This is a genomic window from Gordonia aurantiaca (assembly GCF_039939235.1).
GTDB lineage: Bacteria > Actinomycetota > Actinomycetes > Mycobacteriales > Mycobacteriaceae > Gordonia.
The window spans coordinates 398,735-411,682 of the sequence record NZ_JBDUUF010000002.1; the positions used below are offsets into that span (position 1 = coordinate 398,735).

Consider the following 12,948-nt stretch of genomic DNA (forward strand, 5'->3'; position numbering starts at 1 on the left):
CCGACCTGCCCCGATCGGATTCACGTCGCACCCGACGTCGCTGCGGATCCGCGACGGCGGCCGGTGTCGCCGAGCGATGTCGCGTGCGACATCACCCCGGGGGATCGCGACGCGGAAGAGTCAGGTCCGGAACAGTCCCGACAGCGTCATCTCCATCTGCATGCGGAACAGCGACCCAGGATGCGCGAAGGTGTCGGCGCCGTACTGGCCGAAGGTCTCGAGACTGATCGCGCCGACCATCACGGCCCACAGCGTCGTCGACGCGGCCAGCACCGCCGCCGGGGCATCGATGCCGAACTCGTCGCGGATCGCGACCATGTCGTCGGCGACTTCCGTTGGGGGAGCGGGCAGGTCGTCGCGCAGCAGGCCCTCGGCATGGGCGGACGCGGTCTCGCGCAGGACCAGCGCGGTGACCCGGGTGCCCGGCCCGGTCGTCTGGTCGCCCGGCGCCGAGTACCCGGGTACCGGGCTGCCGTACAGCAGTGCCCAGCGCGCGGGATCGGCGAGCGCCCACGACCGCGCGGTCTCCGCGGCGACGAGCAGTCGCTCCCGCCGTCGCGCTTCGTCGACGGCGTCGACCGCTGCCTCGATCGTGTCGGCGATGTCGTTGTAGGCCTCGACGAGCAGCATCGTCAGCAGGTCGTCGCGGCTCGGCACGTACCGGTACACCGCCGACGACACCACTCCCATCTCCCGGGCGATCGCCCGCAACGACAGCCCCGCCGCGCCGTGGGTGGCGAGATGCTCGCGACCCAGACGGAGTATCTCCTCGGTCATCCTCGCGCGGTTCTCCGCGCGGCTTCCCCTGGCCATGATCCGATCGTCGCACATTTCGAGAGCAGTGCTCTTGATTTGTGGTGCGTGTTCGTGCACACTCAAAACCGAGAGCAGTGCTCTCGAAGTGACGCAGGGACGACGAGCCGAGGAAGGGTTCACCAGAGATGACCGCCACCACGCACTACCGCGCCCCGGAGGGCGCCGACACCGCCTTCAACCGCGCCGTCCGCTGGCTCGCCGACCGGGGCGTCAATCTCGCCGGCGCGCAGAATCTCACCGTCGCCGGGCGACGCACCGGCAGGCCGCAGACCGTCCCGGTCAACCTGCTGGCCATCGACGGACGCGAGTACCTGGTGTCGCCGCGCGGCAACACCCAGTGGGTGCGAAACGCCCGGGTCGCCGGCACCGTCGAACTGCGACGCGGCCGCAGGCGTCGCACGGTGGCCCTGACCGAACTCGACCCCGCGCAGCGACCGCCGATCATCGCCACCTACCTGCGCAAGTGGGGATGGGAGGTCGGTCGGTTCCTGCCCGAGGGTCTGCCCGTGAAGCCCACCGACGAGGAACTCGTGCGTCACGCGGCCTCCATCCCCGTCTTCGCCGTCGGCCCCGCTCTCTAGGGTCGGTCCCGCCCAATAGACTCCGAGGCGTGGCACGCCCGGACTCCGAACCGACGACTGCGGACGGTTCCGCTCCGCAGCGGTGGGTCGCGGGGACCCGGCCGGCGGGCGCGGACCCGGCCGGCGACGACTCGGAACGCAGCTCGCGGTGGGTCATGCACCTCGACATGGACGCGTTCTTCGCCTCCGTCGAACAGCTCACCCGGCCCACCCTGCGCGGCCGGCCCGTCCTCGTCGGCGGGTCCGGAGGCCGGGGGGTGGTCGCCGGGGCGAGCTATGAGGCCCGCGTGTTCGGGGCACGATCGGCGATGCCCATGCACCAGGCACGACGCCTGATCGGACCGACCGGGGTCGTCGTGCCGCCGCGCGGCGCGGTCTACGGGGTCGTCAGCAGACGCGTGTTCCGCATTCTGCGCGAAGCGGTTCCGGTCATCGAGACACTCTCGTTCGACGAGGCGTTCGCCGAGCCCGCCGAACTCGTCGGCGCCACCGTCGCCGACGCCCGCGCCTTCGCCGAGGAACTGCGGGCCCGCATCCGAGCCGAGGTCGGGCTCGCCGCGTCGGTGGGACTCGGCAGCGGCAAGCAGCTCGCGAAGATCGCCTCCGGCATGGCGAAACCCGATGGCGTGATGGTGATCCCGCCGTCGGGTCAGCTCGAGTTCCTCCACGGCCTGCCGGTCCGCAAGCTGTGGGGAATCGGTCCGGTGTCGGGAGACCGATTGGCGCGCCTGGGGATCAACACCATCGGTGACCTCGCCGCGATGTCCACGGTCGAGGTGGCGTCCGTCCTCGGCGGCACGGTCGGGCCGGCGCTGCATCGTCTCGCCCAGGGCATAGACGACCGACCGGTCACCGAACGTGCGTCGGCGAAACAGATCAGCGCCGAATCGACCTTCGCGGAGGACATCGTCGAACTCGACGAGCTGCGCAGGGCCATCCGCCGAGCGGCGAGCGATGCGCATCGCCGGCTGCTCAAGGACGGCCGCGGCGCCCGCACCGTGGTGCTGAAACTCAAACGGTCCGACATGTCGATCCTCACCCGCTCGGCGACCACCGCGGCGGCCACGACCGATTTCGACGACCTCGAGCGCACCGCCCAGCGACTTGCCCTCGACCCACGCTCGGTCGGTGCGATACGTCTTGTGGGCGTGGGCTTCTCCGGTCTCACCGCGGTACAGCAGTACGCGCTGTTCGACGACCTCGACGCCGGGCCGGGAGAATTGACGCACCACGACACGGCCACCGACGCCGGCGGCTCGGGTTCCGGCGATGTCGTCGAGGTGTCGGAGACCGTGCACGACCCCACCGCCGACACCACCTCACCCGAACCGGTGCGGTTCGCGCCCGGCGGCGGCCCGGCGAGCCGCGCGCCGTTCGCACCCGGTGCCGACGTGCGGCACCCCGAATACGGGCACGGTTGGGTGCAGGGCAGCGGCCACGGCGTCGTCACGGTGCGCTTCGAGACCCGCACCACCGGACCCGGACGCACCCGCACGTTCGCCGTCGACGACCCGGACCTGCGTCCCGCCGACCCGCTCGCCAGCCTCGAGTGGGATCTCACCGCCGAGAAGGACGACACCGACGCCTGACACCGCGCAACCGGCCCGGACCGGCGGCCGGCACCCGGACGTTGTGGCCGAGGGGGTTCAGTCCCCGGACGCGTGGAAGAACTCGGCGATGGTCTCCGGCTCGGCCCGTGCGGTCAGCAGCGCGATGAGCGCCATCCGTGCCTGCGGCGCCCGCAGCCACGGCGAGACGATCGCTCCGGCCCGGCTCAGATCGACTGCGCCGCCACCCCCGCCGTAGGTCGCGGTCACCTCGCCATAGGGCACCCGGCTGGTCACGACGACGGTGACGTCGTGTGTGACGGCGAGGGAGACCTCGGCGACGATGTCCGGGTGCGTGTTGCCCGAACCCGTTGCGGCGAGCACGATCCCGGCCGCGTTCTGGGCGACCGCCGCGGCGATCAGACCCGGCGACACCCCGGGATAGAGGGCGAACATGTCGACCCGGGCGGTACGGCCGAGCGGGATGTCGTCGAGAACCGGGCGCGGCAGATCGGTCCGCACCGAGTCGAAGGCCGCCGTAGCGGTGGTCGACACCTTGAACAGGCCGCGCGCCGGCAGGACGCGCCCACCGGCCACCACCTGCACCCCGCGGCCCCGCGCCGCGGGATCGTGCACGGTGGCCAGTGCTGCCGCCAGATTCGACGGACCGTCGGCGTCCGGGTGGTCGGCGGGCAGCTGTGCGCCGGTGAAGACGACCGGCCGCGGGTCGCTGCAGTACAGGTCGGCGAGGAAGGCGGTCTCCTCCATCGTGTCGGTGCCGTGGGTGACCACCACACCGGCGATCGTCGGGTCGGCGAGCGCCTCGTCGATCGCCCGCACGACCGCGAACTGGTCGGCGACGGTCATCGCCGAGCTGTCCACCGACATCAGGTCGACCGTGCGGATTCCGCCGGACGGGGTCTCGCCGGAGGAGGCCGCATCGGCGGCCGCCGACAGCAGGTCACCGGCGGCGAGTTCCGGGACCGCTCCGTCGGAGGTGGTGCGTGCGGCGATGGTGCCGCCGGTGCTGATGAGTACGGTCGCTGCGGGTGCGTCGGGTGCCGCCATGATGGTCAAGCCTCACGGCCGGGCGAGACCGCGTCAAGCACCCGGCGGCGTGATTCGCCCGCAGAAGTGTCGTGGTGGAGCCGGGAACGCTCAGCTTTGTTTGGCATAGTGGTGAGGGCTGTCTGGCGGGGCGCCGGCCCGACCTGGGTCGATCCCGGCAGACCACGACGACCAACCGTGGGCCGGCGCTGTTGCGGCGTGCCCGGGGTCCACAGACACAGTGAGGGAGATCGTTGAAGTATCGGAAGTTTCTCGGCGCGACCATGATCGCGGCAGCATTGATGACCGGCGTCGCCGCATGCGGCGGCGGTGACGATGACGCCCCGCCCGCCCCGACCCTGACCAGCACGGCCGCCGCCAGCGCGGGCAGCGGTTCCGGCGACAACGAATCCGAGATCACCAACGGCAGCAAGCCGCCGTCGATCGCCGCGCTCAACGAACTCGTGGACACTGCCGTCGACCCGAAGATCCCGAGCAAGGACAAGGTCGACCTGGTCCAGGGCTCGGAGAAGGACCCGGCGATCTTCGACCAGCTGGTCAAGGCCCGCGCGGAGAACTCCGACGTCGAGTGGATCCTGGTCAACCCGGTCATCAGCAGCGGCCCGAAGAAGGCCCGCGTGAAGGTCCGCATCGAGACCGCGGGCAACCCGCCGACCAATGCCGAGGCCACCATCGTCTACGACGACGGCCGCTGGAAGCTGTCGAACGAGACCGTCTGCAACCTGCTCGGTCTCTACCAGGTCGAGAGCGCGATGTGCACTCCGGCGGGTGCCGGCACCTCGAAGAAGGCCGGTAGCTGATCAGCTGATCCGCACAGCGGACGAAACCGGGTTGATCGTCACTTCCAGGTGACGGTCAACCCGGTTTTCTGTACCAGGGGGCGCGCCGGGTCGGCGCCCACGAGCTCACGGGCGCCGGAGTAGGTCAGCTCGCCGCCGACGGGCAGACCGCGGGTGAGGTCGACCTCGACGGTGCCGCCGCCCTCCGAGCTGAACCGGCTGATGGTGAGGGTGTCGGTGCTGCCCGGGATCGCGAACACCGAGTTCACCGGCGTCTCCTCGGCGGTGAACTCGATCGTCAGCCGGTCGCCGTCCCAGGCCGCCAGGCGTGCGTCGATCGTCTGGGTCACCGTCGCGGCGGCCGAGATCGTGCGCTCGGTCCGCCAGCGCGCGCCGACCCCGATGGGCTCGGTGGGCAGCGTGATCGAGGTGTTCAGCGCCGTCACCATCGACTGCTCGACGGCCAGTCGTGCCTGTTCGCCGGCCTCCTCGGGCGGTGCGAGCCGCACCGCGACGGGGGCGAGTCCGGCGCCGAGGGTGAGGCCGCCCCGGGTCCCGGACATGGCCTCCAGCGGTGCGTTGAGCTGGGCGTCCGGCGAGGTCACGGTACCGAGATCGAGCTCCACCTCGGCCTGCTTGTCACACACGAAGCGGGCCGTCAGCGGCGTCTCGACCGTCTGTGCCTCGGCCGATCCGGCGGAGGATGCCTGCGAGGTCGTCACGAGCGTGACCTGTTGGGCCGACCCCAGATCCGGACGCGCGGTCGGCACCCGTCGTTCCCCGGTGCCGGCGTCGACGACCGTGACCTTCGCCGGCGCGATCGGCAGCGGTGCGGCACCGGCGTCCCGCGACGGCGATCCGGTCACACACCCGCCGGCGGCGGCCGAACTCGGCGCCGCGCCGTCGGAGTCCGATGAACACCCCGCCACCAGCAGGGATGTCGCGGCGATCACGGCGCACGACGTGATGACAGAGCGGCGGAGACGACGATGCGTGGACACGGGTAGCCAGCGTATTCCACGGGTCGTGGACAATGACCCTGTGGCTGACCAACCCCTGACCGAGTCCGAGAACGGACGTCGGTTCGCCAAGGTGACGCTCGCGGTGCTCGGTGTCGCCCTCGTCGTGATGGGTCTCGACCTGCTCACCAAGACGATCGCGGTCGCGACCCTTGACCCGCAGCGGCCCGTCGAGATCATCGGCGACGTCGTCACCCTGCGGCTTGTCCGTAACAGTGGCGCCGCGTTCTCCCTGGCCTCGGGGTACACCTGGGTGCTGTCGGTCATCGCGCTGGTCGTCGTCGTGGTCATCATCCGATACAGCAGCCGCCTGAAGTCCTGGTGGTGGGCCGTCGGCCTCGCACTGGTGCTCGGCGGCGCCGTCGGCAACCTGATCGACCGGATCTTCCGTGCCCCGAAGCCGTTCCAGGGGCACGTCGTCGACTTCATCTCGGTCGGCTGGTGGCCGGTGTTCAACGTCGCCGACTCCGCGGTCGTGTGCGGCGCGATCCTGCTGGTGGTGCTCTCGGCGCTGGGTTTCGACTACGACGGCACGCGCAGCGGGTGGGCGGCCCGCCACGACCACGACGCCGCCGGCGGTGAGACCGCGGCCGCGAAGAGCGAGAAGGATTGCGATGACGCAGAACACGAGAACCCGAAGGGCGGGGGAGTGAACGACCACGCCCCGGTGACCCACAGGACCGACCCCGACATAACCGACCCCGACAGAACCGACCCCGACGGCCCGGCTCGGGAGCGGCCGGAGAACGCCACCGGAGGTGGCGCCGATGCGTGAGTCACGTGTCGTCCCGGTCCCGGACGGCCTCGACGGCATGCGCGTCGATGCCGGCGTCTCCCGGATGCTCGGCCTGTCCCGGACCGTCGTCGCCGCGCTCGCCGAGGACGGCGACGTCCTCGTCGACGGCGTGGCGGTGGGCAAGTCGCACAAGCTCAGCGCGGGCAGTCTGCTCCACGTGACGCTGCCCGAGCCCGAGGAGCCGTTGCGTATCGAGCCGACGCCGGTGGAGAACCTCGACGTCATCTACCACGACTCCGACATCGTGGTCGTCGACAAGCCGGTCGGCGTGGCCGCGCACCCGTCGCTCGGATGGAGCGGCCCCACGGTCATCGGTGCCCTCGCGGCCGCCGGGTTCCGCATCTCGACCTCGGGCGCCCACGAACGGCAGGGCATCGTGCACCGACTGGACGTCGGCACCTCCGGCGTGATGGTGGTGGCCGCCTCCGAACGCGCCTACACGCTGCTCAAGCGGGCGTTCAAGGAACGCACCGTCGACAAGCGCTATCACGCCCTGGTCCAGGGACACCTCGATCCGCCGTCGGGCACCATCGACGCCCCGATCGGCCGTCACCGCGGCGCGGACTGGAAGTTCGCGGTCACCGCCAACGGCAAGCCGAGCGTCACCCACTACGACACCCTCGAGATGTTCGCGGCCGCGTCGCTGCTCGACGTGCACCTCGAGACCGGGCGCACCCACCAGATCCGCGTCCACTTCTCGGCGCTGCACCATCCGTGCTGCGGCGACGCCACCTACGGAGCCGACCCCGTGCTCGCGAAGAAGCTCGGACTCGAGCGGCAGTGGCTGCACGCGCGGGCACTGCGGTTCGCGCACCCGGCCGACGGCCGTACGGTCGAGTTCACCTCGTCGTATCCCGCGGACCTGCAGCACGCGCTCGACGTCCTGCGCGACACGTAGGTCCCGGCGCGCGCTCACGCCCGGCCGACCGGTGATCCCGCCACCGTCTCTGCGCAGATCACCGGCGACACGGCCGGTGAAACCGCCTAGATTGAGAGAGTGTTCGAGCCTGGAACGCTGATCGCCGGGTACCGCGTGGAACGGCTTCTCGGCAGCGGAGGCATGGGCGCGGTCTTCCTGGCGCGCCATCCCGAACTGCCCAGGTACGACGCCTTGAAGGTCCTCAAGGAGTCGGCGGGCCTGACCGACAACAACTTCCGGCGTCGCTTCCTGCGCGAGGCCGAGGTGGCGTCGACGCTCGACCACCCGAACATCGTCGCCGTGCACAACCGCGGCCGGGCGACCGTGCCGTCGTCGGCCGCGGGGCGGTCCGACGTGCTCTGGATCGCGATGCAGTACGTGCCGGGCACGGACTGTGCCCGCGAACTCCACGCGACCGGGCGGTTCACGCCGGCCCGGGTCGCGCACGTCGTCTCCCAGGTCGCGCGCGGGATCGACCACGCCAACCGGCGCGGCCTCACCCACCGCGACGTCAAACCCGGCAACATCCTGCTCGCCGAGGTCGACGAGGACACGCCATTCGACGAGCAGCGGGTCCTGCTCACCGACTTCGGGGTCGCCAAGATCTCCGACGAGACCGAGGCCCTGACCTCGGTCGGCACCGTGCTGGCGACCCTGTCCTACGCCTCGCCCGAACAGCTCATGGGGCGCACCCTCGATGGCCGCAGCGACCAGTACTCACTCGCCGCCTCGGCATTCCACCTGCTCACCGGCCGCGTGCCGTTCGACGACCGGGAGACGGGCAAGGTCATCGGCGCCCACCTCAAGCAGCCGGTGCCGAGGGTCTCCGAGATGGCCTCCGGCATCCCGGCCGCGGCGGACGCGGTGATCGCCAGGGCGATGGCCAAGACCCCCGACGAGCGATTCGCGAACTGCCGCGAGTTCGCCGACGAGCTCGCGGCCGCACTGCGCGCGGACCAACCCGCGTCGGGGAAGGCGCCCGTGGACCTCGCCAGAACCCTGCCGGGAGTCGATCGCGGTGCCGGGGTGGACGCCGAGACGATGTCCGCTCGCGGTCACGCCGCCGCACCGGGCCGACCCCGCCGCGCGGTGCCCCCGCCACCATCGCCCCCGCCGCCGCCGCCACCGCCGCCGCGGGTTCCGGGAGCCCTGCGCCCGCCCCCGCCGACCCCGCACCCTCCGACCCCGAATCCTCCGACCCCGCACCGGCCGACCCCCTCCGCACCACCGTCCCGTGCGCCGGCGGCCTGGTACGAAACCCGGCCCGCGGACATGCCGCCCCGCGCCCCCGGAGGTGGTTCCGGGCGGTCCCAGGGAACACCGGCGACACCTCCGCGGCCCGGGCCGTATCCGACGCCCCCGACGCCCGGTCCGTCTCGACCGCCGGCACCGCAGACCCCGGCACCGCAGACCCAGACACCGCAGACCCAGACACCGCAGACCCCGGCACCGCAGACCCCGGCACCGCAGACGCCGCAGACCGGCGCCGACCCGTCGGTCTGGCAGCGTCCGCCCACCAACCTGCAGCGACAGACCAACGATCACCTGCGATCCGCCGGCCCGCACGGCACGTCGGAGAGCGGATCGAACGTCCTCCCGATCGGCCTCGCGGTCGCCGGCGTCGTGCTCCTGATCGGAGTGGTCGTGGTGTTCGCGATCGCCATCTGATCGCGTGCGATCGGCATCAGGTGAGGTCGCGCACCGTCACAGGTGTCCCATTCGTCACTGTCCGGAGTGCCTCCGAGTGGGTGTCGGGGTGCGCGCCTAGAGTGGACCGGAATCCACCGCAGACGGCAACGATCAAGAAGAGGCACAGTGACGGGCTCGTTCGTACACCTGCACAACCACACCGAGTACTCGATGCTCGACGGTGCGGCCAAGGTGTCACCGCTGTTCGCCGAGGCCAAACGGCTGGGGATGACGGCGATCGGCATGACCGACCACGGAAACATGTTCGGCGCCAGCGAGTTCTACAACACCGCCGTCAAGAACGACATCAAGCCGATCATCGGCATCGAGGCCTACATCGCGCCGGGCTCGCGCTTCGACACCAAGCGCGTCCAGTGGGGTACCCGCGAGCAGAAGTCCGACGACGTGTCGGGCTCGGGCGCCTACACCCACATGACGATGGTCGCCGAGAACGCGACCGGCCTGCGGAACCTGTTCAAGCTCTCCTCGCTCGCCTCCATCGAGGGTCAGCTCGGCAAGTGGGCGCGTATGGACGCCGAACTGATCGCCGAGTACGCCGAGGGCATCATCGCGACCACCGGCTGCCCGTCGGGCGAGGTGCAGACGCGCCTACGCCTCGGTCACGACCGCGAGGCCCTCGAGGCGGCGGCCAAGTGGCAGGACATCTTCGGCAAGGAGAACTTCTACCTCGAGCTGATGGAGCACGGCCTCGAGATCGAGCGCCGAGTCCGCGACGGCCTGCTCGAGATCGGCCGCAAGCTCGGCATCAAGCCGGTCGTCACGAACGACTGCCACTATGTGGTCAAGGAGGACGCCGCCGCGCACGAGGCGCTCCTGTGTGTCCAGACCGGCAAGACGCTCTCCGACCCGACCCGTTTCAAGTTCGACGGCGACGGCTACTACCTGAAGTCGGCCGAGGAGATGCGCCTGCAGTGGGATTCGGTGGTCCCCGGCGCCTGCGACACGACCCTCGAGATCGCCGAGCGCGTCCAGTCGTACAAGGACGTCTTCACCCACCGTGACCGGATGCCGATCTTCCCGGTGCCCGAGGGGGAGACGCAGGAGTCGTTCCTGCGCAAGGAGGTCCTCCGCGGTCTGCAGGAACGCCGCTTCCCCGGCCGGGAGGTCCCGCGGGAGTACCTCGAGCGTGCGCATTACGAGCTCGACGTCATCATCCAGATGGGCTTCCCGGCGTACTTCCTCGTCGTCGGCGACCTGATCCGCCATGCCCAGGAGGTCGGCATCCGCGTCGGCCCGGGCCGTGGTTCGGCGGCCGGTTCGCTGGTCGCCTGGGCGCTGGGCATCACCAACATCGATCCGATCCCGCACGGACTGCTGTTCGAGCGATTCCTCAACCCCGAACGTGTGTCGATGCCCGACATCGACATCGACTTCGACGATCGCCGGCGTGGTGAGATGGTCCGCTACGCCACCGAACGCTGGGGCAAGGACAAGGTCGCCCAGGTCATCACGTTCGGCACCATCAAGACGAAGGCGGCCATCAAGGACTCCGCCCGCGTCCAGTTCGGCCAGCCCGGTTTCGCGATCGCCGACCGCATCACCAAGGCGCTGCCGCCGCCCATCATGGCCAAGGACATCCCGGTCTGGGGCATCACCAACCCCGAGCACGAGCGCTACGGCGAGGCCGCCGAGGTCCGCACACTCATCGAGACCGACCCGGACGTCAAGAAAATCTACGACACCGCGCTCGGTCTCGAGGGCCTGATCCGCAACGCGGGCGTGCACGCGTGTGCGGTCATCATGTCGAGCGAGCCGCTCACCGACGCCATCCCGGTGTGGAAGCGCGCGCAGGACGGCGCGATCATCACCGGCTGGGACTACCCGTCGTGTGAGGCCATCGGCCTGCTGAAGATGGACTTCCTGGGCCTGCGCAACCTCACCGTCATCGGTGACGCCCTCGAGAACATCAAGAAGAACCGCGGCATCGACCTCAACCTCGAGGAGCTGCCGCTCGACGACCCGAAGACCTACGAACTGCTGGCGCGCGGTGACACGCTCGGCGTGTTCCAGCTCGACGGCGCGGCCATGCGCGAGCTGCTGAAGATGATGCAGCCCACCGGCTTCGAGGACATCGTGGCCGTCCTCGCGCTGTACCGGCCGGGTCCGATGGGTGTGAACGCCCACACCGACTACGCCAAGCGCAAGAACGGTCTGCAGGAGATCCGGCCGATCCATCCGGAGCTGGAGGAACCGCTCAAGGAGATCCTGTCGGAGACCTACGGCCTCATCGTCTATCAAGAGCAGATCATGCAGATCGCTCAGAAGGTCGCCGGCTACTCGCTCGGACAAGCAGACCTGCTCCGTCGAGCGATGGGCAAGAAGAAGAAGGAGATCCTCGACGAGGCCTACGACGGCTTCGCCGAGGGCATGCGCAAGAATGGCTTCTCGCAAGAGGCGATCACCGCCCTGTGGGACACCGTGTTGCCCTTCGCCGGCTACGCGTTCAACAAGTCGCACGCCGCGGGCTACGGCCTGGTGTCGTTCTGGACCGCCTACCTGAAGGCCAACTACCCGGCCGAGTACATGGCGGGCCTGCTCACCTCGGTCGGCGACGACAAGGACAAGGCCGCCATCTACCTGGCCGACTGTCGCAAGCTCGGCATCACGGTGCTCCCGCCGGACGTCAACGAGTCGCAGCCGAACTTCGCCGCGGTCGGGGCGGACATCCGCTTCGGCCTCGCCGCCATCCGCAACGTCGGTTCGGGTGTGGTCGACGCGATCATCCGGGCGCGTGAGGAGAAGGGAAAGTTCACCAGCTTCTCCGATTACCTCGGCAAGATCGACGTGACCGCCTGCAACAAGAAGGTGACGGAATCGCTGATCAAGGCCGGTGCTTTCGACTCGCTCGGTCATCCGCGCAAGGGCCTGTTCCTCGTCCACGGCGAGGCCGTCGAATCGGTGCTCGGCACCAAGAAGGCCGAGGCGATCGGCCAGTTCGACCTGTTCGGTGGGGGAGGCGACGACGAGGCCGCCGACCTGGGGCTCGACGAGGTCTTCGCGGTCAAGGTGCCCGACGAGGAGTGGGACACCAAGCACAAGCTCGCGATCGAGCGGGAGATGCTGGGCCTCTATGTCTCCGGGCATCCGCTGGCGGGCGTCGAGCACGCCATCGCCGCGCACACCGACACCTCGATCAGCCAGCTGCTCGAGGGCAACATCTCCGACGGCGCCCAGATCACCATCGGCGGCATCATCTCGTCGGTGACCCGCCGCGTGAACAAGAAGGGCGAGCCGTGGGCCGCGGTCACCCTCGAGGACATGGTCGGTGGCGTGGAGGTGTACTTCTTCCCGCGCGCCTACATGGCGTACGGGATGGACATCGTGGCCGACAACATCGTGCTCATCAAGGCGCGCGTGAACATGCGCGAGGACAGCATGATGATCAGCGCCAACGATCTCGCCGTCCCCGACCTCGAGACCGCGGGTGCCACCAAGCCGGTGTCGCTGACACTGTCGGCCCGGCTGTGCACCCCAGACCGGGTGCAGGCGCTCAAGCAGGTCCTCACCCGGCACCCGGGTATGGCCGATGTGCACGTCACGCTGGTCAGCGACAAGAAGCAGACCCAGCTCAAGCTGACCGAGTCGCTGCGCGTCGCCCCGAGCTCCGCGCTGATGGGCGACCTGAAGGCGCTGCTCGGACCGAGCTGCCTCGGCTGACAGGAGAGCCGACACCAGGGTTTCGGGGACCCGAACATTTTCCTTCGCTTAGCGCT

10 protein-coding genes are annotated in these 12,948 nt (G+C 69.9%); 7 read left to right on the forward strand and 3 right to left on the reverse strand.

Annotated features, from left to right (window positions below):
- Positions 1-120: 120 nt before the first annotated feature.
- On the reverse strand, positions 121-813 hold the full coding sequence (locus tag ABFT43_RS06815) for a TetR/AcrR family transcriptional regulator (protein ID WP_347959611.1): 693 nt from the start codon (positions 811-813) through the stop codon (positions 121-123).
- A 128-nt stretch (positions 814-941) separates the two neighbouring features.
- Here ABFT43_RS06815 and ABFT43_RS06820 point away from each other — a divergent pair, with 128 nt between their 5' ends.
- Together ABFT43_RS06820 and ABFT43_RS06825 are read left to right on the forward strand one after the other, a co-directional pair.
- Complete coding sequence (locus ABFT43_RS06820; protein ID WP_347959612.1) at positions 942-1,397, forward strand: nitroreductase/quinone reductase family protein; 456 nt, start codon at positions 942-944, stop codon at positions 1,395-1,397.
- 155 nt (positions 1,398-1,552) lie between these two features.
- Positions 1,553-2,986, forward strand: coding sequence for a DNA polymerase IV (locus ABFT43_RS06825; RefSeq protein ID WP_457590113.1), 1,434 nt, complete (start codon positions 1,553-1,555; stop codon positions 2,984-2,986).
- Positions 2,987-3,043: 57 nt separating this feature from the next.
- On the opposite strand, the gene ABFT43_RS06830 is transcribed toward ABFT43_RS06825, so the two are convergent.
- Positions 3,044-4,012: an asparaginase gene (locus tag ABFT43_RS06830; RefSeq protein WP_347959614.1), complete on the reverse strand. Its 969-nt coding sequence runs from the start codon at positions 4,010-4,012 to the stop codon at positions 3,044-3,046.
- A 281-nt stretch (positions 4,013-4,293) separates the two neighbouring features.
- On the opposite strand from ABFT43_RS06830, the gene ABFT43_RS06835 reads away from it, so the two are divergent.
- Positions 4,294-4,812 carry a hypothetical protein gene (locus tag ABFT43_RS06835; RefSeq protein ID WP_347959755.1) on the forward strand — a complete coding sequence of 173 codons (519 nt, stop codon included), beginning with the start codon at positions 4,294-4,296 and terminating at the stop codon, positions 4,810-4,812.
- Positions 4,813-4,850: 38 nt separating this feature from the next.
- Here the strand turns inward: ABFT43_RS06835 and ABFT43_RS06840 are convergent, their stop codons facing one another.
- Entirely contained in the window at positions 4,851-5,792 is a 942-nt protein-coding gene (locus ABFT43_RS06840; protein WP_347959615.1) for a hypothetical protein, read from the reverse strand.
- On the opposite strand from ABFT43_RS06840, the gene lspA reads away from it, so the two are divergent.
- The 4 genes from lspA to dnaE all read left to right on the forward strand — a co-directional run bounded on the left by lspA (position 5,758) and on the right by dnaE (position 12,892).
- On the forward strand, positions 5,758-6,585 hold the full coding sequence (gene lspA / locus ABFT43_RS06845) for a signal peptidase II (RefSeq protein WP_457590106.1): 828 nt from the start codon (positions 5,758-5,760) through the stop codon (positions 6,583-6,585). The genes ABFT43_RS06840 and lspA overlap by 35 nt on opposite strands.
- Positions 6,578-7,504, forward strand: coding sequence for an RluA family pseudouridine synthase (locus ABFT43_RS06850; protein WP_347959617.1), 927 nt, complete (start codon positions 6,578-6,580; stop codon positions 7,502-7,504). Before lspA ends, ABFT43_RS06850 begins: the two co-directional genes overlap by 8 nt.
- Positions 7,505-7,603: 99 nt before the next feature.
- On the forward strand, positions 7,604-9,193 hold the full coding sequence (locus ABFT43_RS06855; RefSeq protein ID WP_347959618.1) for a serine/threonine-protein kinase: 1,590 nt from the start codon (positions 7,604-7,606) through the stop codon (positions 9,191-9,193).
- Between the two features lie 147 nt (positions 9,194-9,340).
- Positions 9,341-12,892 (forward strand): DNA polymerase III subunit alpha, encoded by a 3,552-nt coding sequence (gene dnaE / locus ABFT43_RS06860; RefSeq protein ID WP_347959619.1) that lies wholly within the window; start codon positions 9,341-9,343, stop codon positions 12,890-12,892.
- Positions 12,893-12,948 lie beyond the last annotated feature (56 nt).

Coding starts and splice junctions, on each gene's coding strand:
- lspA (WP_457590106.1), top strand. CDS start 5,758: ATGACAGAGCGGCGGAGACGACGATGCGTGGACACGGGTAGCCAGCGT.
- ABFT43_RS06835 (WP_347959755.1), top strand. CDS start 4,294: ATGACCGGCGTCGCCGCATGCGGCGGCGGTGACGATGACGCCCCGCCC.
- ABFT43_RS06850 (WP_347959617.1), top strand. CDS start 6,578: ATGCGTGAGTCACGTGTCGTCCCGGTCCCGGACGGCCTCGACGGCATG.
- ABFT43_RS06815 (WP_347959611.1), bottom strand. CDS start 813: ATGGCCAGGGGAAGCCGCGCGGAGAACCGCGCGAGGATGACCGAGGAG.
- ABFT43_RS06820 (WP_347959612.1), top strand. CDS start 942: ATGACCGCCACCACGCACTACCGCGCCCCGGAGGGCGCCGACACCGCC.
- ABFT43_RS06825 (WP_457590113.1), top strand. CDS start 1,553: ATGCACCTCGACATGGACGCGTTCTTCGCCTCCGTCGAACAGCTCACC.
- ABFT43_RS06830 (WP_347959614.1), bottom strand. CDS start 4,012: ATGGCGGCACCCGACGCACCCGCAGCGACCGTACTCATCAGCACCGGC.